The organism is Streptomyces sp. NPDC102283, from assembly GCF_044766265.1.
GTDB lineage: Bacteria > Actinomycetota > Actinomycetes > Streptomycetales > Streptomycetaceae > Streptomyces.
In genome coordinates this window covers 98,132-120,526 of record NZ_JBIWLQ010000007.1, presented here as the reverse complement: position 1 = coordinate 120,526, position 22,395 = coordinate 98,132, and the positions used below count along the sequence as shown (strand labels likewise).

27 protein-coding genes and 1 pseudogene are annotated in these 22,395 nt (G+C 66.1%); 18 read left to right on the top strand and 10 right to left on the bottom strand.

Annotated elements, in window-relative coordinates:
- Position 1 precedes the first annotated feature (1 nt).
- A complete protein-coding gene (locus ACIRJT_RS15965; protein WP_403909266.1) occupies positions 2-361 on the bottom strand; it encodes a hypothetical protein in 360 nt (119 codons plus the stop codon).
- Positions 362-500: 139 nt separating this feature from the next.
- Positions 501-1,280, bottom strand: a complete 780-nt coding sequence (locus tag ACIRJT_RS15960; protein ID WP_100563290.1) for a GntR family transcriptional regulator — start codon at positions 1,278-1,280, stop codon at positions 501-503.
- Between the two features lie 18 nt (positions 1,281-1,298).
- On the opposite strand from ACIRJT_RS15960, the gene ACIRJT_RS15955 reads away from it, so the two are divergent.
- The 4 genes from ACIRJT_RS15955 (at position 1,299) to ACIRJT_RS15940 (ending at position 4,940) form a co-directional block, all read left to right on the top strand.
- Entirely contained in the window at positions 1,299-1,763 is a 465-nt protein-coding gene (locus ACIRJT_RS15955; RefSeq protein WP_403909262.1) for an NUDIX hydrolase, read from the top strand.
- Between the two features lie 434 nt (positions 1,764-2,197).
- Positions 2,198-2,962: a hypothetical protein gene (locus tag ACIRJT_RS15950; protein WP_403909260.1), complete on the top strand. Its 765-nt coding sequence runs from the start codon at positions 2,198-2,200 to the stop codon at positions 2,960-2,962.
- On the top strand, positions 2,959-3,183 hold the full coding sequence (locus tag ACIRJT_RS15945) for an ABC-three component system middle component 6 (protein WP_403909257.1): 225 nt from the start codon (positions 2,959-2,961) through the stop codon (positions 3,181-3,183). The genes ACIRJT_RS15950 and ACIRJT_RS15945 overlap by 4 nt, the downstream gene beginning before the upstream one ends.
- Positions 3,171-4,940 (top strand): DUF2326 domain-containing protein, encoded by a 1,770-nt coding sequence (locus tag ACIRJT_RS15940; RefSeq protein ID WP_403909254.1) that lies wholly within the window; start codon positions 3,171-3,173, stop codon positions 4,938-4,940. Before ACIRJT_RS15945 ends, ACIRJT_RS15940 begins: the two co-directional genes overlap by 13 nt.
- Positions 4,941-4,992: 52 nt before the next feature.
- Here ACIRJT_RS15940 and ACIRJT_RS15935 read toward each other — a convergent pair.
- From ACIRJT_RS15935 to ACIRJT_RS15910, 6 genes and pseudogenes are all read right to left on the bottom strand, one after another.
- A pseudogene (locus tag ACIRJT_RS15935) lies at positions 4,993-5,190 on the bottom strand (IS5/IS1182 family transposase); the annotation flags it as partial.
- Between the two features lie 244 nt (positions 5,191-5,434).
- Complete coding sequence (locus ACIRJT_RS15930) at positions 5,435-6,643, bottom strand: hypothetical protein (protein WP_403909251.1); 1,209 nt, start codon at positions 6,641-6,643, stop codon at positions 5,435-5,437.
- Between the two features lie 918 nt (positions 6,644-7,561).
- A complete protein-coding gene (locus ACIRJT_RS15925; protein ID WP_015609929.1) occupies positions 7,562-7,870 on the bottom strand; it encodes a hypothetical protein in 309 nt (102 codons plus the stop codon).
- Entirely contained in the window at positions 7,867-8,610 is a 744-nt protein-coding gene (locus ACIRJT_RS15920) for a GntR family transcriptional regulator (protein WP_403909247.1), read from the bottom strand. Before ACIRJT_RS15920 ends, ACIRJT_RS15925 begins: the two co-directional genes overlap by 4 nt.
- On the bottom strand, positions 8,607-8,831 hold the full coding sequence (locus ACIRJT_RS15915) for a hypothetical protein (protein ID WP_397842255.1): 225 nt from the start codon (positions 8,829-8,831) through the stop codon (positions 8,607-8,609). The genes ACIRJT_RS15920 and ACIRJT_RS15915 overlap by 4 nt, the downstream gene beginning before the upstream one ends.
- Positions 8,832-9,357: 526 nt before the next feature.
- Entirely contained in the window at positions 9,358-9,636 is a 279-nt protein-coding gene (locus tag ACIRJT_RS15910; RefSeq protein WP_403909243.1) for a hypothetical protein, read from the bottom strand.
- Between the two features lie 78 nt (positions 9,637-9,714).
- Between ACIRJT_RS15910 and ACIRJT_RS15905 the strand changes: the two genes are divergently transcribed.
- The 3 genes from ACIRJT_RS15905 (at position 9,715) to ACIRJT_RS15895 (ending at position 11,928) form a co-directional block, all read left to right on the top strand.
- On the top strand, positions 9,715-10,470 hold the full coding sequence (locus ACIRJT_RS15905; RefSeq protein WP_358725836.1) for a GntR family transcriptional regulator: 756 nt from the start codon (positions 9,715-9,717) through the stop codon (positions 10,468-10,470).
- A gap of 421 nt (positions 10,471-10,891) precedes the next feature.
- Positions 10,892-11,359, top strand: coding sequence for a GntR family transcriptional regulator (locus tag ACIRJT_RS15900; protein WP_403909239.1), 468 nt, complete (start codon positions 10,892-10,894; stop codon positions 11,357-11,359).
- Positions 11,356-11,928, top strand: a complete 573-nt coding sequence (locus tag ACIRJT_RS15895) for an HD domain-containing protein (RefSeq protein ID WP_403909236.1) — start codon at positions 11,356-11,358, stop codon at positions 11,926-11,928. The genes ACIRJT_RS15900 and ACIRJT_RS15895 overlap by 4 nt, the downstream gene beginning before the upstream one ends.
- On the opposite strand, the gene ACIRJT_RS15890 is transcribed toward ACIRJT_RS15895, so the two are convergent.
- Together ACIRJT_RS15890 and ACIRJT_RS15885 are read right to left on the bottom strand one after the other, a co-directional pair.
- Positions 11,916-12,389, bottom strand: a complete 474-nt coding sequence (locus tag ACIRJT_RS15890; protein WP_403909233.1) for an NUDIX domain-containing protein — start codon at positions 12,387-12,389, stop codon at positions 11,916-11,918. The two genes, ACIRJT_RS15895 and ACIRJT_RS15890, sit on opposite strands and share 13 nt — an antisense overlap.
- Positions 12,390-12,391: 2 nt before the next feature.
- Complete coding sequence (locus tag ACIRJT_RS15885; RefSeq protein WP_403909230.1) at positions 12,392-13,150, bottom strand: XRE family transcriptional regulator; 759 nt, start codon at positions 13,148-13,150, stop codon at positions 12,392-12,394.
- A 753-nt stretch (positions 13,151-13,903) separates the two neighbouring features.
- Between ACIRJT_RS15885 and ACIRJT_RS15880 the strand changes: the two genes are divergently transcribed.
- From ACIRJT_RS15880 to ACIRJT_RS15830, 11 genes are all read left to right on the top strand, one after another.
- Complete coding sequence (locus ACIRJT_RS15880) at positions 13,904-14,350, top strand: protein kilB (protein ID WP_403909227.1); 447 nt, start codon at positions 13,904-13,906, stop codon at positions 14,348-14,350.
- 91 nt (positions 14,351-14,441) lie between these two features.
- A complete protein-coding gene (locus tag ACIRJT_RS15875) occupies positions 14,442-14,741 on the top strand; it encodes a hypothetical protein (protein WP_403909224.1) in 300 nt (99 codons plus the stop codon).
- Positions 14,738-15,022, top strand: coding sequence for a DUF6303 family protein (locus ACIRJT_RS15870; protein ID WP_403909221.1), 285 nt, complete (start codon positions 14,738-14,740; stop codon positions 15,020-15,022). Before ACIRJT_RS15875 ends, ACIRJT_RS15870 begins: the two co-directional genes overlap by 4 nt.
- Positions 15,019-16,032, top strand: coding sequence for a DUF2637 domain-containing protein (locus ACIRJT_RS15865; protein WP_403909218.1), 1,014 nt, complete (start codon positions 15,019-15,021; stop codon positions 16,030-16,032). Before ACIRJT_RS15870 ends, ACIRJT_RS15865 begins: the two co-directional genes overlap by 4 nt.
- Entirely contained in the window at positions 16,029-16,538 is a 510-nt protein-coding gene (locus ACIRJT_RS15860) for a hypothetical protein (protein WP_403909215.1), read from the top strand. The genes ACIRJT_RS15865 and ACIRJT_RS15860 overlap by 4 nt, the downstream gene beginning before the upstream one ends.
- Complete coding sequence (locus tag ACIRJT_RS15855; RefSeq protein WP_403909212.1) at positions 16,535-16,882, top strand: RRQRL motif-containing zinc-binding protein; 348 nt, start codon at positions 16,535-16,537, stop codon at positions 16,880-16,882. The genes ACIRJT_RS15860 and ACIRJT_RS15855 overlap by 4 nt, the downstream gene beginning before the upstream one ends.
- Positions 16,879-17,496, top strand: coding sequence for an NUDIX domain-containing protein (locus ACIRJT_RS15850; RefSeq protein ID WP_403909209.1), 618 nt, complete (start codon positions 16,879-16,881; stop codon positions 17,494-17,496). The genes ACIRJT_RS15855 and ACIRJT_RS15850 overlap by 4 nt, the downstream gene beginning before the upstream one ends.
- Before the next feature lie 19 nt (positions 17,497-17,515).
- Positions 17,516-17,914 (top strand): DUF3307 domain-containing protein, encoded by a 399-nt coding sequence (locus tag ACIRJT_RS15845; protein WP_403909207.1) that lies wholly within the window; start codon positions 17,516-17,518, stop codon positions 17,912-17,914.
- Between the two features lie 107 nt (positions 17,915-18,021).
- Complete coding sequence (locus ACIRJT_RS15840) at positions 18,022-19,605, top strand: hypothetical protein (RefSeq protein ID WP_403909204.1); 1,584 nt, start codon at positions 18,022-18,024, stop codon at positions 19,603-19,605.
- A gap of 2 nt (positions 19,606-19,607) precedes the next feature.
- A complete protein-coding gene (locus ACIRJT_RS15835; RefSeq protein ID WP_403909201.1) occupies positions 19,608-21,728 on the top strand; it encodes a hypothetical protein in 2,121 nt (706 codons plus the stop codon).
- A 199-nt stretch (positions 21,729-21,927) separates the two neighbouring features.
- Complete coding sequence (locus ACIRJT_RS15830) at positions 21,928-22,389, top strand: hypothetical protein (RefSeq protein WP_403909198.1); 462 nt, start codon at positions 21,928-21,930, stop codon at positions 22,387-22,389.
- Positions 22,390-22,395: the final 6 nt, after the last annotated feature.

The window sequence follows — 22,395 nt, the reverse complement described above, 5'->3', positions numbered from 1 at the left end:
ATCAGGCCGCCTTCGACCCTGCGACGGCGACGTCGGCGAGCGAGGTGACCGCGACCGCGCGGAACGCGATGCCGTGCCGCCGCTGACCGTTGAAGTCGTTCTCCCACGGACGGGCGACCAGTCCGGTGAGCGCGACCGGCGTACCCATGGACAGCTCACCGGTGATCCCGGGCTCCGGAACGGTGACGGACAGGATCTCCACCTCCTCGTTCGCCGCGAACATCACGTCCACGGTCATGAGCTGAGCACCGGTCTCCATGTCGGTGGCGATCTCACCGGTGCGGCGGTCACGGACCTTTACCTGCGGAGTCTTGGCGACCATCACGACAGCGCTGGAGGTGTCGACGGGAATCTGACGCACAGCAGATCACTCCTCTATAGATGCTGAACTCCGCCACTCATGTACATGAGTGACATGAAGAAGAGTGCACGACTCCTGTACATGAGTCAACCCGCCGCGAAGAAGAACTCGCGACGGGTTGACTGAAGTTGAGCGGACGTCAGTCGTCGGCAGGGATCCGGTACTCGAAAACGAACTGGTCAGCGGCCATGAGCGTGTCGCACACCTCGACCACCCGACCCGCGGTCGTACGGGCCTCCCGGATCAGGTGAACCACGGGCGCGCCAGGGCTGAGCGCTAGTTCCGACGCCTCCGCCTTCGAGGCCGGGCGCGCTTGCAGCGTCTCGACGAACTCCGCAAACTCATGCCCGTGGTCTTCGAGTCGGGCGTAGATGCCACCGCCCCCGGGGTTCTCGGCGAACAGCTCGGGGATCTCCTTCACCACGTCCCAGGGCAGGTACGACGAGGCGGTCTCCACCGGGGTGCCGTTACGGAAGTAGAGGCGCCGACGGGCCAACACCTGCGTACCGGCGGGAACGCCCAGACGCTCGGCGGCATCCTCGGGCGCGTCCATGGGACCGATGTAGAGGACGCTGACTTTCGCGGTGGCGCCGGACTGTGCGGACTCCGCGAGATAGGCGGCCTGGCCACCTTGCCGGAGCGAGCGCCGGAAGCGATCGGAGGAGCGGTGCCGTACGGGGGGCCGGTTCTTCACGATCGAGCCCTTGCCGTGCCTGGTCTCGACGAGGCCGCTCGCCCGTACCTCGACCATGGCCTTACGGATGGTCCCGCCGGAGACGCCGTAGCGGTCCACCAGCTCGGATTCGCTCGGCACCATGTCGCCGGCCTTGAGAACCCCCGCCCGGATCTGCTGCACGAGGTCATCAGCGATCTGCACATACCGAGGACCGGAACCGGCCCCTCCCGCCGCAGTTCCCATAGTCCTTCCCTGCCTCCTATGCTCCTCTACATGAGTCAACCACAGGAAGCGACACCCTCTCCCCTGCACTCCGTGTCCGTCGCCGGAGTAGTGGTGCGCGAGGACGGCCGCCTCCTGGCGATCCGCCGAGCCGATAACGGCACCTGGGAGCTCCCCGGCGGCATCCTCGAACTCAACGAGACACCCGAAGCCGGCGTTGCCCGCGAGGTCTGGGAAGAGACAGGCATTCACGTCGAGGTGGATCAGCTCACCGGCGTCTACAAGAACACGACCCGAGGCATCGTCGCCCTGGTCTTCCGCTGCAAGCCCTCCAGCGGCACCGAGCGCACATCAAGCGAGTCGACAGCCGTCTCCTGGCTCACACCCGGCGAGGTCAGCGAGCGCATGGCAGAGGTCTACGCGGTCCGCCTCCTGGACGCCCTGGACGGCAACGGCCCTCACGTGCGGAGCCACGACGGCAAGCAGCTCATCACAGCGGGATAAGACTTTCTCTACTTCATCAAGGCGGCTCGCTCCGCTCGCCGCGCGCTCCCCGGCTCGCCGCCGGGGCCCGACGCTCCTGCCTTCGGCCCGCTCTGGCCCCGGCTACGCCGGTCGCGCGGCTGGAGCGAGCACCAAGGCGGGGAGAAACCCGCTGTGGCTGGGGCGGTCGGCTCCACGGCTTTAGCCACCTCCCCGGTTCGGGTCCCGCGTCGAGCAAGACCAGGGGGCCACTCGTTCAAATTCCGGGCAGGATCACAGCCTGCCCGAGTTGCCGGCCAGCGTACGGCCCCCTGATCATGCTCGACCCCAAACCGGGCAGGACACCGGCCAAACCCCCTCCGCCGACCTGGGGCTCGGGTAACCGGCGCCGTTCTTGATCTGGCATGCGAACCTGCACGAACATAGCCTGTGCATAACAGAGTTGGGGGGGGAGCATGGCATCGAGGTCCTACACCGAACAGACGATCAAGCAGTTGTTCGGTTCCGCCGCTGGCCGCTGCGCGTTTCCGTCATGCCGGAGGAAGCTGATTCATCCCGCTACGGAGCAGAGCAGCACCACCATCATTGGCGACATTGCACACATTTTAGCCTTCTCGAATGAAGGTCCGCGCGCCGATTCCACCGTGTCGGACAAGGATAGGAACTCCTTCGAGAATTTACTACTGCTGTGCGCTGCGTGCCATCGGCTCGTGGACGGCAAACCAGACGATTATCCCGATGAGACACTGAGAGCAATGAAGCTTGATCATCTCGATTGGGTGGACAGGAACCTGGAAAATGAAATGAGCGACATCAGGTTCCCCGAACTCGAAGTCGTGTGCAAACGGATCATCTCAAGCGAACTTGCCGATTCGACGGCTTTCAACTCGCTGCCCCCTCAAGACAAAATTAGCCTGAACGACCTCGGCCCCAGCAGTTCCAAGAAGATCACCATGGGGCTCATGCAAGCCCCACTCGTAGCAAATTACCTGCAGAGCATGGTCACTCACGTGGATCCGGACTTCCCTCCCAGACTGATCGCGGGCTTCCGACAAGAGTATGACAAGTATCGGAGAACCGGAGCCAAGGGCGATGGCCTGTTCGTTCTCCTGGAGCATTTCGCTGCCGGTGGTTCAGCGGACTTCGAGCGTCACGCAGCCGGCCTGGCCGTACTTGCCCACCTATTCCAGGTCTGCGACATTTTTGAGACCACATCATGATCGCACCTAATAAATACGTCAACACCAAGAGCTCTATCCTTGGGCAGGCGAGTTCGATCCTGGCATTGCGCAAAAACAGCACGACGGTGTCATCCCTGTGGGATGAAGTGCGAGAAACAGAAGAGGACATCTCTTATGAGAGATTTATCCTTTGCCTCGATTTCTTGTATACCGTCGGAATCGTCGACCTAGACAAGGGAATCCTCTCATGGCGTCGCTAAAAATTAGGAAGGTGAGGGCCAACAAAGGATCCTTCCGCGAGGTGGAGTTCACCGACGGGCTCAATCTAATCGTGGCCGAGAGAAACGCAACTTCCACGGATCGCGATTCACGCAACGGCGTAGGGAAAAGTACACTTGTCGAGATTGTGCATTTTTGCCTCGGCTCTTCGGTTACCCAGAAAAATGTTATCCACCAACTTCGTGATGACGACTGGGAATTTTCTCTTGACCTTGAGCACGGAGACTGCGCGTTCACCGTACGGCGCTCCTTGACTAAACCAACCACAGTCACTCTCACGAATCCGGCTCGCGACCTGCCGTTGATGGAATCAGCGAAAGTCTCACTGAATGGCGAAATTGAAATCTCCACCAAGTCATGGAAGGAGATTTTGGGTCAGATCTGCTTTGGCCTTACAGAGGAAACCACGGCAGAGAAATACTCGCCGACATTCCGCTCACTGGTCTCGTATTTCGCCCGATCTGGCCGGGATGCCTATCTTGATCCGTTCACTACGTCTCGTCAGATCCGTAGCTATCAGAAACAGGTCTACAACGCGTTCCTAGTGGGACTTAACTGGCGGCACGCATCCGAATGGCAGGTACTTAAGGACCAGGAAAAAAAGGTTCGCACACCGTCACCGAATTCTGCCCTGCAAAAACGGTCCACCCTGGCCGCCCTAGAAAACGAACAAGTCAGACTGGTAGCCGATCAACAGCGCCTGCGCAGCCAGGTGGCGGAATTTCGCATTGTTCCAGAGTACTCTGCCGTGGAGGAACAGACCCGACACCTCACGACAGAGATGCGCGAACTCGTGAACGAGTCGAATATTCTGACACAGAAGATTTCTCGCTACGAGCAGCAAATGTCCGCAGAGTCAGCTGGGGACCTCAGTCGAGTGAAGGATATCTACAGTGAAGCTGGCCTCCTGTTCCCGGACAGTTTGAGCAGGGATCTTTCTGATGTAATTCGATTCCACAACGAAGTAACGACGCATCGCAGAGATTACTTGGAGAACGAGATTGTCCGCCTCCGAACGCGGGCTAGCGAGATTTCCAGCAGGCTCAATTTCCTGGATGATCAACGTGCCGACTTGATGCGGCTACTCAACGAAGGCGGCGCGGTTGAGGATCTCGGCCAGCTGCAGTTTCGCCTTGGACGCACACAGGAGCGCCTTGAAGAGATCGAGAAGAGAATCACCAGTCTTGAAAGTTCGGCCGCCGAAGAAGCGACAGTGGCGTCCGGGCGTCAGGCATTGCTCAGCCGCGCGCTGCTGGATCGCTCGGAGCGTCGCCCGAAGTGGTCGACCGTGACTTCTCGATTTGTCGAGGTCACACAGTATCTTTACGGCCAGCCGGGCGAGATTAATTTCGGCCTAAATGAGAACGGATTCATTTTCGAAACGAAAATGCAGCGCCGCGGCTCAAACGGGGTAGACCTTATGGGGATCTATTCTTACGACATCGCGCTCACACAGGTCTGGCAGACAGTAGAGCGAAGGGTTGGTTTCCTGATTCATGACAGCTTGCTTTTCGAAGGTGTGGATGAGCGTCAGATCGCCCTAGCATTGAACTATGCGAAGCAGAGCAGCGAGAACCTCGACTTCCAATATATTGCATTCATCAATAGCGATAACCTACCGCTAGCCGATCTCCGTGAAATCGGCCTTCAATGGCAGGATCACGTAAGGCTGCAACTGGGAGACGCGCGCCCGGAAGATACGTTGTTGGGATTTCGGTTTGGCCAAACGCCTTCCTGATATCGGAGGTAAGCACGATGTAGACCGCCAGGGCTCACGAAACGACGGCACCAACCAGACTGCGGCCCTTGCATAGCTCGCCGTCGAAGGCGGCGGTTCGCCGCCGGCCTTCCCGTGCCGCAGGCAGTTGGCCCTTCTGATCTGCCCGCTCCGGGACCACTACTCGGATGCCCCTGCGTCGCAAGGTCCGGCTGATCGCCCGTGACAAGTACGCCTTGTCCGCGATCACCGCATCAGGTCTGAGGCGGGGCATCCGACGCGAGGCGCAGCGGCATGCGACCAGATCAGCGGGCGCAGTTGACATGTAGTCACACGAACTCGCCTACCAGCTGGACACTGGACAGAGGTGCGCTCCCAGGCGGTCTACGCAGCAGAGCGCAGTGGAGAAGGCGCCTGCGAGCGGCGGCGTTGGAGAGTCCAGGGCTGCGGCCGATACCGATGCCGTCCTCCTGGGCATTCGCGCGGCCAGCGCGCCTTTGCCAGAGCGCATGAGCTTATCGTGGCATGTCAATCATTCCCCAGTAATAGATGCCGGATTCCTTGCTATCTGAATCATCGACTGACGCCCGGACGTCGCACGGTACCTTTTCGCTGATTTCGCTCCCCCAGCAAGTGGCAGAGAATGCGCGCTTGTCCGCTGGCGTGAACTCGAAAAGCTGCTTCGGCTTACTCGGGTAGCCGCTTGTGTAGAACTTCTCATTCTCCACCTTCTTCGACTTACTTTCTCCTGATTCAGTGTACAAAATTTCCATCGCCCATCGGCACTTTTGATTTGAGGATAAAATATCCAAATTTGCCACCCAGGAACCTTGGCCATTTCCGAGCTCGACAAAATTACGACTAAAGTAGGGATAGTTACCTCCCTTGCCCTCGAATTTCGTCAGAGGTGCACGCCCTCCAGTTTTCACAATGTCGACCATAAGCCCCTCGACAGCTCCTCCGCCTTGCGGAGGAAGACTAACAACAGTCGAAGTGGATGTCTTCGAGCATCGAATGTCTGACAACGACATACTACGAATTACCACGGAGCCGGAACGGTCGCTTTGCATAGTCAGCTGTAGGGGCGTGAGGACCCTCCCCCAGGGATTCTCTAGTGGAGATTGCCCAGCGAAAAGCACTGTAGGCTCCTCGCGGAAGGATGAAAGCACTTTGCCCACGAAATTTTCGGTCGCCTTAGGGCTTTCGTTGCTGGCGTGCGCCAGTCTAATTAGTCTTCGCTGCTCCGATTCCGTGAGAGGGTTTTCAAAGAGAATGATCACCTCACCCGAAGATAAAATATCGTCTACCCCCGTGCGTGAATCCACGGTCAAGTTGAATGGAGGTTTTGCGGAATCAACGGCATCGTTCGCGGCGTCCTCTGCAGAGGCGTTGACTCCCACGTTGAGCAAATCGAAGCCGAGTTGAAAATAACTTCCAATCAGAACAGCAGCTACGCATAGAAATAATGCCAGCAACAGGACTTTCAGGCGATCTTTTCCATTGGCTCTCTTGAATCCGGGGATTTTGCTGTCGATCAGCTCAGCGACGGGTGATTCTTGCCGTTCGGCGGGGGGATTTATCTCTTCGCGGGATACCTCATTATTGGCACTTGCCGACACCTGCTGTGCGTGAGAAACGGCTGCGGACGCTCCATTTTGATGTCGGGCGGGGTTATGTTGAGATGTGCTGTCGGGCTCGCTCGCTGGTGTGAGTTCTCGTGACACTTTCCCCCCTGAATTGCACGTCGGACTCGGCATTTTAGTCCTCAGTGAAGCCATCGCACAGACTTCGGAGTGATTTTCCCACTCAGGCGTCGCTCTGCACCCGGGAGGTGCATGGACATCTGCGGTGCGCGACTGCGCAGGACGGTCTAAAGGCTGTCTCGTACCTCTTGTAGCCGCTTAGCTGTGTCCAGTTCGAGCCGATTGGTCAGGTCGTGGCCGAGTCCGCGAATCGCTCCAGAATCGAACGAGTTGACCCGTCCGCCGTAGCCCGCGGCCTGTGCGTCGACTTACGGGACAGCCTTCAGCAGACCGGGCAGCAACCTTCGACTCCGTGTGAGGGAGCCAGGAGATGTCTGCCTCCGCTCCCTCAAGGCATCCTGGGAAGGTATGTTGCAGCCCGGTGGCGAAGAGCCATTCCGCGGCCTCCTTCTCTCAGGAACGCGCACCACTTCCGCACCATCTGCGGCAGACAACCACGGTCAACGGCGGTCCCCCCGCCTTGAAAGATGAGCGACCGGATGACGGCCCGTTGACCGAGCAGGTACTTGCTTGGCTCGTCACTTCCAAAGGACGAGCCACTCCGATCACTGTGGACGCGCACGGGATGTGGACGACGCAGAGAGCGCTGACCGACTCTTTCCGCCTGGCGAGGAGTGAGGGGACCCTCCGCCGCCTGAGTGTCTAACTGTGTGACAACCACGGCGGACAACCGCGAACGACCGTGGACGTCAGCGGACCGTCAGTGCAGGTGACGAGTACGGCAGCCCAAGGCAGTGACCGCACCGAGTTGCTTCGGGACGAAGCAGTCCGCAGGCCGTCCTAGGTCGACAAGTCAGCCAGCAGAGCCAGAAGCCCATGGCATCTGATCTGGTCAGAGCCATGGGCCTCTCTTGCTGTGCTAGTCCGCGGGATCGTGGATCAATAGGCGGGCTTACGCGGATCGCTCGTTGCCCGGAGGTGGCCGCGGCTCGTTGCGACGCGGTAGACGTCCCGCAGAGCCCCGGTCAGCTCTTTGACCAGGCTCCGCATCCCTTCAAGGGACGTGTCCTGGTTGTCGAGAGCTTCCCAGGCCTCCTCCAACAGTTCTTCTGCCGTGCCGAGTTGGATCGTTTCGATGCTGTCGGCAAGGCGGGACATGTAGCCGTCCGGGTCGTCAGTGCTCAGGTAGCAGGGCTTGTCCCCCGGGCCCGACCATGGGAGGAGCCGAAGTTCGTTCGGAGTCGTCATCCTTGGGTTGGCCTCTCGTTGAGCACGTGGTGGGCGGTGAAGACGGCGTCGACTCGGTCTCCCGGAAAGGCCAGGAGCGCGGCTTCAACGACGCGACCGGTGGTGTCGGTGGCGATGCGCGTGATCGCGAGAACGCCCATGTTGTTTCCGATCCGGAGGGCCGACGCTTCGTCTGGGGTGGGAGAGCGGGCGGAGACCGTCTCTCGGATGGTGGCCGGCGACGGGCCGAGGACGGCGAATCGCGTGGCTGCCTCCCGGCATACGGCGTCGTCGTCGAGGACTCCGGCCGGGGCCAGGTCGCGCGGGATGTAGATGCGGGCCAGCCCGTGCGGTGACCCTTGTTCGAGGCTGAGGCAGGTGTACTCCGCGAGAGGGCTGCCCGTTGGCACCTTCAGCAACGTCGTCAGGTGCAAGGAGGCCGGAACCGTGCTGCTACGAACCGTGATGCGCAAAGTCGGCTCAGCGGCGGTCCAGGGGTCCAGCGTGCCCCAGCCGCCGACGTACATGATCTTGCGGCGGGGGCGACGGACGTAGTTGCCCTTGCCGTGGATCTTCTCGACGAGTCCTTCGCCCTGGAGCACGGCGAGAGCACGTCGCAGGGTCACCGTGCTGACCCTGTACCGGGCGGCAAGACCGGCTTCGGACGGGAGACGTTCGCCAGGCTTGATGCTGCCCGTCGTGATCTGGTGGCGTAGGTCGTCGGCGATGTCGAGATGGCGTCGGGGCACGGAGCCGGTCACCGCCTTCTCAACAGTCGCAGTGCGATGAGCCGGGTACGGGCGTGTATGGCCAGCAGTTCGCCCGACTCGAAGACCAGTTGCTTGGCCCCCTGGGGAAGCTGGAAGAGGTCGCTCACTCGGCAGACCTGACCGCCGAGTTCGATGATGTCGCCGCGCTGCACGGTGGCCGCAGTGACCTCGACGGAAGAGACCAGTGCACCACCGGGGGCCGGGGTCCTCATGCCATCACCTTCACGGGCACGGACGGGTCCGGGGTCGAATGGCACGGGCAGATGCACACCTCGTAGATCACCGGCACGTCGTCCGTCGCCGCAGGCGGGGACGGCTCGATGCAAGAGTGGTGCGTGCCAATCCAGCAGGCGATCGAGCGGTAGGGGACGGAAGCTGTGCCCGTCGGGTGCGGTTGTCGGCGAGGAGGCATCAGTGGGCCCCCGCGAGGACCGACCAGGCATCGGCCGGCAGGTGCGGGACGACGAGCACTGTGCGCGTCCGTGCACGCTGCTCTTCCCACGCCAGCAGGTACGGGCGGACAAGCGCGACGTCCTCTCCCCTCAGCGGGTAACGGTGGACTGTGCCGGCCGGAGTCCGTCCCAGAGCGACGGTCGAAGCGTCAGCGGGTGCGGGGCAGGTGAGAGGAACCAGCGGACGGGAGGGCGTTAAGGGGCGGCAGTGCCGACCGTTGGGGAAGCACCGCGCTCTGGTGCGCGAGATGGCTTGGCGGATACGGTTGAGCATGCTGTTCAGCTCCTATCGCTGATAGCCCGGTCCCCCGACGTCGCCTGTCGTGGGGACCGTTTTACGTACGACCGCCCATAAGGTGCGGCCGTTCAAGCTGGTGGCCACGAGCCCGAATCGATCGGCATCGGCCACCGCGTTCAGGACCTCCCGCCATGAGTCGGCGGAGAGTGTGTCTGGTACTTCTGCCTCGACGGTCGTGAACTGGGTGTGCTCCTCCACGCGTGGGCGGAGGCCAGCGGCAGACAAGCGGGCGGCGATAGCCGCCGCGGTCACTTCCGAAGCGGACACAGCACACCCTCCATTGCCAGCGATCACTTTCGGTAAAGCTAGTTAACTAGATTAGAGCTAGTGGACTAGATTTTCCATATGTCTGAGCAACCGCCGTACCTCCGCATCGCCGACGAACTCCGGCAGCGCATCGCGGAGCACGTCTGGGAACCGGGCGACCGCCTCCCATCCCGCGCCCAGATCGGCCAGGAGTGCGGCGTGGGTGAGAACGTGGTGCGCAGGGCACAGGAGTTGCTGATCTCCCAAGGCGTGCTGGAAGGCCGGGCCGGATCGGGCACCTACGTCGCCGAGCCCCGGGAGCGCGTGAGAGTCGTCCGGTCGTCGGCACGTGAGCAGCCCAGTGGATCCCCGTTCCGCCAGGACATGAAGGCCCTTCGCCGACAGAGCGACTGGGAGAGCCGGACCGACGCCAAGGTGCCGGCCCCGGCGGAGATCGCGACGCGGCTCGGCATCGCTGAGGGGGAGCTGTGCGTGCGGACGACGTACGAGTTCCTTGCGGACGGGAAGCCGGTTCAGCTGTCGACGAGTTGGGAGCCGTATGCCGTCACCGGCGGCACCCTCGTCGTTCTCCCCGAGGGAGGGCCCCACGCGGGGGCCGGGGTCGTGAACCGCATGGCCGAGATCGGAGTCACCATCAGCCACGCGGTGGAGCAGCCCGAACCCCGGCACGCGACCGCCGAGGAAGCATCGCTACTCGGCATCCAGAAAGCCGCACTCGTGACGCACATCCGGCGGACGTACTACAGCGACGACGGCCGTCCCGTGGAAACAGCGGACATCGTGGTGCCCGCAGCGCACTGCGAGATCGTCTACGAGATCCCGATCAACCGCTGACGAGCTGCCCCGGCAGCTCCAAAGCCGTGGCCCAGCCGTGCCCCCTGCGTGCCCCTTCCGTGCCCGAAAGAGCGGGAAACCAGGGGGAACAGCGGTGCCCGGCGGGGAGCGGGCATGGCAAAGGCCCCCGACCATACGCACTGGTCAGGGGCCTCTCGCCTGCGGTGGGTGTGGGATTTGAACCCACGGTGACATCGCTGCCACGACGGTTTTCAAGACCGTCTGCGTTCTCCTACGCGCAAGCCTGTGGCCTGGCTCTTTGCCCGCAACTGCCCAGATCCGCACTGCCGTGGCCCACACATGGCCCACCGCGCCGCGACTCGCGCCCCACCGGCCAGTCCGGGCACCACTCTCAGCAGGGCCGACGAGATGGAGGAACATGGCAAGCTTGGACCGACTACGACGGAGAGAGGGGAGACTCGTGTCGCAGCAGGCCAGCCCTCGCGGAACCTTCCTGAAGATCGCTGAAGTCGTCAGAGCTCGGATCGATGCCGACCCGAAGATGTCCGAGCTGCCAACGGCTGCGGACCTGATGGGCGAGTTCGGCGTCTCCCGGGGCGTAGCTCTCCGGGTCTTCGATGTCCTCCAGGAGCAGGGCGCCGCAGAACGCGTTGCTGGCAGTCGCTTGCGAGTAGTGCGACGCGGGGAAGCCGTCGACCGCCGGCCGTTGGCCGAACGACTCACCGACGTGATCACGAATGACCAGCTCCCCGTGGGGGCGACCTTCCCGAGCTCGACCAAGCTGTGCGCGCGGTTCGGCGTCTCCCGGCCCACCCTGGCCAAGGCGCTTCACAAGCTGGAAGCCGCCGGGCTTCTGTCGGAAAGCAAGCAGGGCAAGCCTCGCACCGTACTGTCCCTGCCGAAGCGAGAGGAGAGTGCCAGCCCGTGAGCACCAAGGCATTGACCGATTGGGCATACCCCCTTGCCGAATCGCTGCTCTCAGAGCCTCTGCCGCGTCGGTGGGCGCACTCGCAGGGCGTGGCAGAGAGAGCCCGTGTGCTTGGCCCGATCCTCGGTTCGAACGCCGATCTGCTGGAAGCAGCAGCAGTGCTTCACGACATCGGCTATGCACCCGATCTTGCCAAGACGGGCTTTCACCCGCTGGACGGGGCGCGGTATCTGCGGGATGTCGCTCGCGCTGACGAGAGGGTGGTGCGCCTCGTGGCTCATCACTCCTGCGCGTGGATGGAGGCGGAAGCCCGAGGGCTCCGGGACGAACTGGAAGAGGAGTTCCCCCGGGAGGATCCCCACCTGAGCGATGCTCTCTGCTTCTGCGACATGAACACCACGCCGGACGGCACTCCGACGAATCCGGTGGACCGGATCAATGAGATCGCTGGTCGCTACGGTCCGGAGAGCTTGATCGGGATGTTCATCCGCCGAGCCGAACCGGAAATCCTCGGCTGCACGGTGCGCGTCCTTGAGCGACTCGCCACCGTCAAGCGTCAGCCGACGTAGGGCGCAGTCCGCTCCCGGTCCAGAGCGTGCTCGATCCTGAGCCGCATGGTGGGGTGGATGTCGAACTCCCGCAGGTCCGATGGGCTGACCCATCGGACCTGCGTCGTCTCATCACTAGTCCGGACGTCTCCACCGACCGGGCGGGCGCGAAAACAGATGCTGAACTGCTGACGTGCCTCGCCGTCGTCGTACAGCATCACGTGCCCGGGGTCGGTGTAGATCCCAGATAGGTCGACGACTTCGGCTTTGATGCCGGTCTCTTCCCACACCTCGCGCACCACGGTGTCGCTGATGGACTCACCCACGTCGTGCCCGCCGCCTGGCAGTGCCCAGCGGCCGTTGTCCGACCGCTGGATCAGCAGCACGTCGCCTGAGTCGTTCTGGACGAAAGCGACGACGGAAGGCACGACCGAGTTGGCCGGCGGGGCGTCGGGATCGTGAAGGTAGTCGATGCGTCCCATGTTCAAGCTCCCGTGATGTCGCGGTCCGTGACCGGGCGGGCACTGCCCCAGGCCTGTTCGATGCTATTCGCATAGGTGTCGAAGAGCCCGCCGCCTGGCAGCCGCCTCAAGTGCAGGACGGGTGCCATGTAGGCGCCGATTCCGTAGACGTGGGTATTCACCAACATCTCGTCGTCGGATCGGAAGAGCGAGTTGTAGAGCGTTCCGTCATGCAGACGGAAGCCGATGTCCGGGTGGCTGACGAAGAGCGGGCGGTAGTTCACCAGTGCGTTGCGGATCTTGCCGTCCATGATGCGGTGACCTTCGTCTATGCCGCGCTGTCGCACTGCCTCGCAGTCCGGGTCCCCCAGCAGGATCCGCACCTGCGTGGCCTCCTCGGCCTTCTCCTTCAAGAGGTCATGAAACAAGGGGTCTTCCGAAAGCCAGAGCCCGGAGTACACGAGGACGTCGACCCGAGACTCGGCTCGCTCATAGATCTCGCGCCACAAGGTGTTCGGCACCTGGTGGCGGTGCGGGTAGATGGTAACGATCTCAGCCTTGCTCAGATCGGCTGATGTAGCGACAGCACGCGAGTCGTCCCACAGGGTCGTCACATCGACGTTGAGCTTCGCGGCCGTGGCGTACTGATGACGCCTGTACGGGACTTTGCCCTGCGTGATCCAGCGTTCGACTGTCTTCGGGTTGACCTCGATCGAGTCGGCCAGTTCCTGAATGGTCACGCCCTGAGCGAGCAGGGCCGACCGCAAGCGTTCGTTGGACATCTCAACCCCCGTGGGACGTCTTGGGACCTCTCGAAGGTAGTCAGATGAACTTCAGCTGTCCACGGACGGGGTAAACAACGCCCCCGACCTGGGCCGATGCTGATGGTGCGCCAGGAAGTCAAGGCGCGAAACAAGAAGTCACCACCGCCTCGCTTGACAGAACCCCGATGCGGGACCTGTAATACAGGTATCGCATCAGCCCGCAGGCGGAAGCGAAGGAGGGCCCTCTCGGGGGTGCTTCGACGTGCACGACCAGAGCGCCCGGAGGGTCCCGGTATCGGGAGTGAGCCCAAAGGAAGCCCTGTTCCTTGAGAACTGAAGATCTGCTGTGTCCCGCTGGTGACAACCCCACAGGTGATGTGGGCGGTGACAGCGGTTGAGCTGGTCGGCGCGCTAGGACGCGTCGGGAGCGAGCAGGGCAGGTCAGAACGGCGGCCGGGGAGGCCAGAACTTCCCCGGGAACGTGGCGCGTGGTGGCTTCGGGTAAAACCGGGGCCGCCGGGCTGAGCGAGCGGACCATCCCCGTACCCGCAAGGGCAGACGGGCGCGATGACCGAGGCGAGCGGGCCACGCAGCAGTAAGGGCGGCACACGGGCACCTGGAGAGGGCCTGTCGGAATGCCGCACCTGCGAAGGCGATCCCCGCGTGATGAGCACCGGATCGCCCTCGTCAAGCAGGCAGGAAGACACCCCGATGGGGCTGTCTTCCTGCCTGCTTGATGAGGCACCACCACCAAATCTGAAGGAGCCCACCATGTGGGGAAGCGTGATCGCGGTACTGGGGACCCTGCTGGGTTCGGTGACCGCCTACCTGCTCCAGCAGCGCACCGCCCGCACGGACCGTGCGGATGTCCGCCGGCATGAGGAGCGGCGGGACCGGATCGCGGCCGTCACCGCGTTGACGGTGGCGCTGGCTGATCACCGCCGGTCGATGTGGGTCCGTGAGGACCTGCGGTTGTCCGGCGCTTCGGACGCCGACTACCAGGCCGCCCGTGCGGCCAGTCACAACACCCGCTCCGCTCTGACCGCGCCGCTGACCACGCTGGCGATCCTGGCCCCCGAACTTGCCGGGGTCGCTCAGGACGCGGCCGGTGCGACGTACGCCCTGCGGAACACCGAGAACCGCGAACTCCTCGACTTCTACCGCCGGGCCGCGATCGAGGCCGCGGACGAACTCGTCCGCGCCGCCGCCACCGCCTGACACCCCCACCACTTCACAACGCAGCGCGGCCCCGGGATGCACCCCGGGGCCGCTGTTGAGCCGCCACACCTTCACAGGGAGAGAACGACTCATGAAGACCATCGTTGCTGGTCGCGAGCCCGTTACCGCGACCGAGTTCGTTGAGCTGGCTCTGGGCATCGACCTGGAGCTGTTCACCGGTTCGCCCACCGAGTCCGTGATGGACCGGGCGGCCCGTCTGGACGTCGCCCGGGAGGTCCTCGCGGACCTGCGGGAGAGCGACCCGGAGACCGCGGCCTACGCCGAGAGCCTGATGCGGGCCCTCCCGCTCAAGCAGCCCCGCCCCAGCGGCCGGCGCGCCCGCCGCACCGCCCGGCGCCCGCTGCACGAGCGCACGGCGGTGGCCGCATGAGCGAGCACACCGCGCAACTGTCCATCCGCACCGGCAGGTGGACCCTGTACGTCGCTCTACTGGGTGTTCCGGTCTCGCAGTGGCCGGAGCACGACTTCGGCACCGAGGTGGTGCCGACCCCGGCGGAGCGTTCACGAGCGCTCACCGATCTCGGGTTCGTGTTCACGGACGGGGCCGAGTGGGTGTGGCAGGAGTACCCGGAGGGGCCGGACGACGACACGTCGCCGGTCCGGCTGCTGGCCTCGGTCCGGGTGTGTTCACGGGACGGTGACCTGTCGTGAACAGTGTTCAGATCCGTTCAGCAGAGACCGCGCTGTCGGTCGGGACGTGGCTGATCGTGGGCGGCGCGATGCTGTTCTCGATCCTCACGGTCACCCCGCTGATGGAGCGCCACAGCCCGAAGGGCTGGGAGTGGACGGCCCCGATCCTGCCGCTCGTGGTCGATGCCGCGGTCGTCATCGTGGTCCGCCTGGACTCGGTGCTGGCGGCCCTGGGCGGGGACGGGGGCCGGTGGCCCATCGCTCTGCGGTGGATGACCGGAGCGATGACCCTCGCCCTGAACGTCGCGGACTCCGCGTTGAAGAAAGAGCTGGTCGGGGTCGCGGTCCACGCGGTGGCCCCGCTGCTGCTGATCGTCACGGCGGAGACCGGTCTCGCCTACCGGCGGGCCATCACCGCCGCCCACACCGCCCGCGAAGCGCAGCTCAAGGCCGAGCGCACGGAGCGGGAGCGGGCCGCCGACGAACGCCGTGAAGCCGATGAGCGGCGGCGGCGTGAGGAGCGGGAGCACGCGGCCCAGTTGGTCCGTGAACAGCGCGAGCACGAAGCCCTGATCGCCCGTGAACAGACCGCCCGGGAAGAAGCCGCGCGGCGTGAGGAACGCGAGCGGGCCGAGGCGAAGGAGCGGGCCGAGCGGGAGGCCCGTGAACGCCGTGAACAGATGCGTGAACAGCAGCAGGCCGAGCGTGAACGCCTCGACCGCGAAGCCGCCCAGCGCCGGGAGCTGGAGGCCCGGGAGCGTGAGGCTCGTGAGCGCCGCGAGCGTGAGCGTGAACAGCAGCAGGCCGAGCGTGAACGCCAGGCCCTGCTGTCTGCCGGCCCCGCCGTGGAGAAGCAGGACGAGGAGCGGGCGCGGGCCACGGTCCGGGCCGCGTTCGACGCCGGGCTTCCCGTCCGTACGGCTGCCGAGCTGTGCGGCTGGTCGGTCGGCTGGGTCTCCACCCGCTACCAGGAACACCGCGACACCACCACCACCGCCGTCGCCCTGGACCTTGAGGGAGCCACCGCATGATCACCCTGATCCGCACCCGCACCCTGAACGCCCTGCGCACCGACCTCACCGAGGCCGAGACGGAGGCCGAGGCGGCCCGTGTCGAGGCCGAACTGTGCCTGGAGCAGAGCGGAAACCTCCTCAACTCCATGGAGCGGGCCGAGGACGAGGCGGAGGAACTGCGGGCCGCACTCACCCGCGCGACCACGGATGCGGCCCGGCTCGAAGGCGAGCTGGCAGCCCTGCGGGCCCAGTCCCTGCTGGACACCGAGGACCGCCAGGCCCTGCGCACCCTGCTGCGCACCACCCGCAAGCAGAACAACAGGGCGGATCGGGTCTACGTCCTGTTCCACCACGGGAACCTCCACAGCATCCATCCCACCGTTGAAGCGGCGGAGATCGCCGCTGAGGCCGAGGGAGCCCCGCGCTCCAGCTGGACCACCCACACCCCCGGGGCCGCCCTGCCCCCGGCCTGTGAGGTCACCTGGCGGGTCCAGCCCCTCCCCTTCGGCACCACGACACCGTGAGCGGCCTGCCCGCCTACCGGTGGCACCTCGCCCCCGATGGTCTGGCCACCCGCCGACAGCTCCGCGCGCTGGGGCTGCGGCCGGGTGGTCAGGACGTCGTCGCCGAACTCCACCGCCCGCGCCGCCGGCGCGACCCGCTGGTCGCCTACCTCTACCGCGTCGACCGGGCCAAACCGGTCCGCCCGATGACACCTGCCCGCCGAGCTGCGCTGGCCGCGGCGATGCTCGCCCGCCGCACCTGCCCCACCTGCCGTCTCGACGCCGGGTACTGCATCCCGCGCTCGCTCGGCATGTGCGTGACCTGCCACGACCTTCCGCTGAACCGAGAGGACACCCCCTCATGAACGCCGCCGAGTACCGCGCCGCCGCCGAACTCATCGTCAGCAGGGACACGTACCGCTTCGGGGGCATCCACCCCGACGATCTCCGCAAGGCCGAGATCTTCGCCCAGCTCGCCATCGCCGCCGCGACCTCCGAGACGGCCGGCGCGCACACCGGGTCGGAGCACACGGAGACGTTCGAGACCATCCGCTACACCGCCGACGTGGTCTGCATCCGCGGTGGCGACGTGCTGGTCATCGAGCGGGGCTGGGACCCGCACAAGGGCATGAACGCACTGCCCGGTGGTCACGTCGACCCGGGCGAGTCCTCCCGCGCCGCCGCCGCCCGCGAACTGCTGGAGGAGACCGGCGTTCAGGTCGACGCCTCCGACCTGACGTTGGTCGGGGTGTGGGACGCCCCGGACCGCGACCCCCGCGGCCGATACATCACCGCCGCCTACCTGGTCACCGTCCCCGAGGACACCACCGCCCGGGCCGGTGACGACGCCGCGGCTGTCCGATGGGTGCCGCTTGGCGCCCCCGGGGCGCTGGCGTTCGACCACGGGCAGATCGTGGCCACCGCCCGACGCCAGCACCCCGCCTGCGGCCGGGCCATCGGCACCGCCCGCCGGGCCTGACCACCAGCTGGGGGCTGTCGTGTTCGCTTCGCTCTTTGTCCTGCTCTACCTCGGTCATCTGCTGGCGGACTACCCGCTGCAGACCGACCACCAGGCCGCCCACAAAGCCGACTGGTGCGCGACCGGCTGGGCCGCAAACCTCACCCACGCCGCCACCCATGTCGCGACCTGCGGGGCCGCGCTCGCCCTGGGCGCGGTCGTTCTGGACGACGTGGCCCTGTCTCTCCCGGTTGCCCTGGTGGCGCTGGGGTGGATCGGCGGAAGTCACGCGTTCATCGACCGGCGGTGGCCGGTGCAGTGGTGGATGACCCGCACCGGCCAATCCTCCTGGGCCGCCAACGGCGGTGCCGCGCACGTCGACCAGACCGCGCACATCCTCGCCCTGGTCCTCGCCGCCCTCGCACTCACCGCGGCCTGACCGCAGGCAACCCGCTCAACGTACGTGCCGCACACAAACGCAGGGCCCGGCCCACTCCTGGACAGATTCGGCCGGGCCCTCCTACTCCGCAAGGGAGTGCGCACAGCATGACGGACACCACGATCACTCCGGTAGTGGCCCCCGAGGCCACCCCCGACATCCCGCCACCCACACCGCCCGAACAGAAGCCCGAACCCACCACCCCCGCCGTGGAGCACACGCCGGGCGGGTGGCCGGTCGTCCCGCTCGCCGTGACCGGCACCAACACCGGCACGTCCCTGGTCGCCGCCGCCGCGTTGGTCGGCGGCGGTCCGGCCGCTCTCGCGGTCGCCGCGACCGGCGCCGCCGTCCTCGGCACCATCGCCATCGCCCGCAAGCACCGCGACAAGAAGAAGCCCCGCAAGACCACCAACCGCACGTCCCACACCGCGACCGGCCTCGGATCGACCGGCCGGGGCAGTGGCTCCCGGCGAGTGCCCGGGCAGGCCCGGGGCGGAACCGCCGGCAGCGGTAAGAGCGCTGGTCGCGGGCGGGGTAAGTCTGGGCGGGGCAGTGCTGGTTCGGCGCTGGGCTCCGGAGCGGTAAGCCGACCGAAGAACACCACGCCCCCCAACCGCAAGTCCACGGCCAAGCACGGATCGGCCGGGGCCGGGGCTGGTGCGGGGAAGTCCGGCGGTCGTGTGGGGCAGGTCAAGGCGCTCCGGGACTCCGCTCGCACCTCGTCCCCGTCCCGGGCTGCGCGCCGGTCGGAGACGGCCGGTGCGCGCCGCTCGGTCGCGGACGCCCGCAGGAACGCGAAGAACAACGCCCGGACCGGTTCCCTGAAGGGGAAGGGGAAGGGGGCGTTGGGCCGGGCCGTGGGCAAGGCCGCGGGCCGGATCAGCGCCGCCAAGGGTGCCGCTGTCGAGCGCAGCCGGAAAGCCCGTGACCGCAAGGCCGCGGGCACGGTCGCATCGCGGCGGGACGCGGTCCGTAAGGCGCCCGCCCGCAAGGCAGCCCGTAAGGCGCTGCGGCGCTCCGCGATGCGGTTTCAGGGCCGCCGCCTGCTGGCCGCTGTGCTGGCGGGGGCGTTGGGGCTGGTCGGGCTGGTGTCCACCCCGCTGGGCCGCAAGCTCGGCTGGGCCTGGCTCATGTACCCGGGCCGTCGTCTGTACGCCCGGCTGATGCGCACCGCCGAGGAGCAGCGCCGTCTGCGCGATGAGATCGCTATCGCCGCCCTTGGCGAGGCGGAGGCCGCTGTGGATGCGGAGGCGGCCGAGGACAGCGAGGAGATCGGCGACACGGCGGAGCGGCCTCAGGGGCCGACGCCGGCAGCACCCACCACCACTCCGTTTGAGGGAGAGATCGTGTCTGGTTTCCGGTTCGAGGAGTACGCCGCGGAGATGGAAGCGGCAGCCCAGCAGTACGACCCCGAGAACGCCATGGAGATCCTCGCCATGGTCGAAGGGCTCCCCGCGGCGCTGGCGAGCGTGGCGAACGTGATGCAGATCCTCGCCGAGCGGGCCGACTTCGAGTTCCCGCTGGAGAAGCAGGTCGCGGACGGCTTCAACGACATCTACGGGGCGCTCATGGCCGCCGTGGCGGTCGCGGAGGACATGGGGCCGCTGTTCCGCCAGGCCCACGAGCAGGACATCGCCCGCCACGAGGACCCCCGCAACGGAGTCGAGGCCGAGAAGGGCTGGAACGTCTGACCATGACCACCAACACCACCACCGCCAAGAAGGACAAGGACGCTGCTGGTGGTCCGGTGTGGGACTGGGCGGCCGGTCACGGACCCGTGACCGGCGCTCTGTCCGCCACCACCGGATGCCTCGCCCTCGCCACCACCGGGGCCGCCACCGGCATGCCCCCCGCCTGGGCCCTCACCGTCGGCGCCGCCGGAGCCATCGGCCACACGGCCAGCAGCCTGCGCGACCGCCTCTCCGCCCGCACCATCGCCATGCGCTCCGCCTCCTGGCTCGTCGGCGCCGGATGGACCACCTGGGCCATGACCAGCGGCCCCCTCACCTGGGCCGCTCTCGGATCCCTCGCCACGATCGGCGTCGGCATCGGAGCCGCAGCCCGCACCACCCTCCTCCACGAAGAGGCCCGGGAACTGGAAGCCATCGCCGCCGACGAACGCCAGGTCGCCCGCGAACTGTCCGCGGAGCGGCGGGCGATCGCCGCGGAGTGGGTGGACCGGGTCCAGCGGGTCTGCCGCATCACCCTCCGCATCGTCGCCGTCGAAGCATGGCCCACGGGCACCGGCTTCACGATCGACGCCGAACTCCCCGCCGGCGGAACCACCTACGACCGCATCGCCCAGCACTCCGCCGCCCTCTCCGCCGACGCGAGGCTGCCTCACGGCTGCACCGCCGTCGCCTCCCAGGGCATCGACCAGGGGCGCGTCCTGATCGACGTGACCACGGTCAACGTCCTCGCGGAGGAGCGCACCTACCCCGACACCTACACCCCGCTGTCGCTCTACACCGGCATCCCGTGGGGCTACCGCACCAACGCCGAAGAGATCTGCGTGTTCCTGCGCGAGCAGTGCGCGCTCGTCGTCGGCCCCACCGGGTCCGGCAAGACGAACATGGTCCACATCATCCTCGCCGGATTCGCCCGCGCCACCGACGTCCTCACCTGGGTCATCGACCTCAACGCCGGATCCGCCGGCCTCCCCTGGGTCCGCCCCGCACTCGACACCAACGGAGCCCCCGTGGACGGGGTCCGGCCGGGAGTCGACTGGCTCGCCTCCACCTACGAAGAGGCGGTCCTGATGCTCGACGCCGCGCTCGCGGTCGGGCTCCGTAGGAAGGTCGCCTACCAGGACCTGATGGCCCGGGCGAACACGGACCTGTTGCCGGTCAGCGCGAAGATTCCGCAGATCATGCTGGTGGTCGATGAGGGTGCGGAGATCCTGACCAGCACCGACCGGCGCATGAAAGACCTCGCCAAGAAGATCCTTGAGGTCATCCGGATGCTGCGGGCCATGGGCGTCCGCACCGTCCTCACCGCCCTCGGAGCCACCGGCTCGGTGCTGGGGAATCTGATGATCCGGCGCGAGGCCAAGGCCCGGGTCTGCCTCACCGGCGGGGAGACCGAGGGCATGGACCTGTCCAAGGTCTTCCCCGGCGCCCGTGGGCTGCGCCCCGACCAGGCCCCGTACAAGGGGGCCGGGTTCATGGGCACCCCCGAATCCGTCGCGGCCCTGTTCAAGGTATGGCGGATCCTGCCCAACCAGATCCGCGACATCGTCCACGCCACCACCGACATCCACCCCACCCTCGACGACATCAGCAGCAAGGCCGCCGGGCCCGCCTACGCGACCCGGTGGGACCCGGACCGAACCGCGTGGATGCGCGACACCAACCCGGCCCCGGCCACCAACAGCCCCGCAGACGACCAGCCCGCCGCTGCCGGGGGTGGGCTGAACCTCTCCGCGTTGCGGGGGGAGTCGGCGGAGGAGGCGTTGGCCCGGAAGTTCCGGGAGCAGATCGACGCCCAGTTCGCCACCTTCGACCAGCCCGCAGCACCCGGGGAGCCGGACACCGAGCGGCCCGCGCCGCCCAGGCTGAACCTGTCCGCCCTCCAGCCCGAGGACAACGCCGCCCGGCAAGCCGCCCTCGCCCTGCTCCTCGCCGCCGGCCCCGACGGCACCGGAGCATCGGCCATCGCCCGCGGCCTCGCGGACGAGCACGGCACGACCCGTCAGACGGTTGTCGGCTGGCTCAAGACATGGTCGGAGGACGGCACCGCGGTCCGCGTCGGCACCGGCACGAAGACCCGCTACGTCCACCGCGACCACGCCCCCGGCAACCCTGCCGAGGGGTGAGCGCTTGTCGCTTGTCGGCACCGGCCCGGGAAGGGCCCTGGACGGCTCCGTGAGGGCCGGAAACGGCTTGTGACCTGCAAGGCGACAAGCGACAAGACAAGACAAGCGACAAGGCACACGACAAGCGACACGACAAGCCAGCACGGCCCACACCCCCACCCAACGAGGGTGTGGGCCGTGCTGCTGAAGGAGCCCCGTCGTGCATGAAACCGCGTACCAGATCACCACCCTCACCTCCCAGCAGCCCACCGCGAACCCCGGTCTGCTGCCCACCGAGATCCCGCCCGGCGTTCAGATGGTCACGCTCCCTGGCGGCATGCGGACCCTGGCCTACACGCCGCAGCAGGCCCCGCCCGCGCCGCCGGTGCCGGTTGCCCAGCCGATCCCGACGTGGGCCAAGACCACCGCCCTGCTCACCCCGACGATCGGCGGCGGCATCGCCGCCGCCGGGATCGGGCTCTCCTACGCAGCCCCGGGACTGATCGCCATGACCGACGCACTCTGGGCCGCCGTAGCCCTCATCGCCGCAGCAGCGATCGGCGTCCCCATGCTCCTCCGCATCGGACGGGCCAGCGCCGCAAAAGGCACCACGACCATCACGCAGAACATCACCGCCAGCGGGATGTTCGGCAAGGCCAACGGAACCATCAACCACCGCTGACAAAGG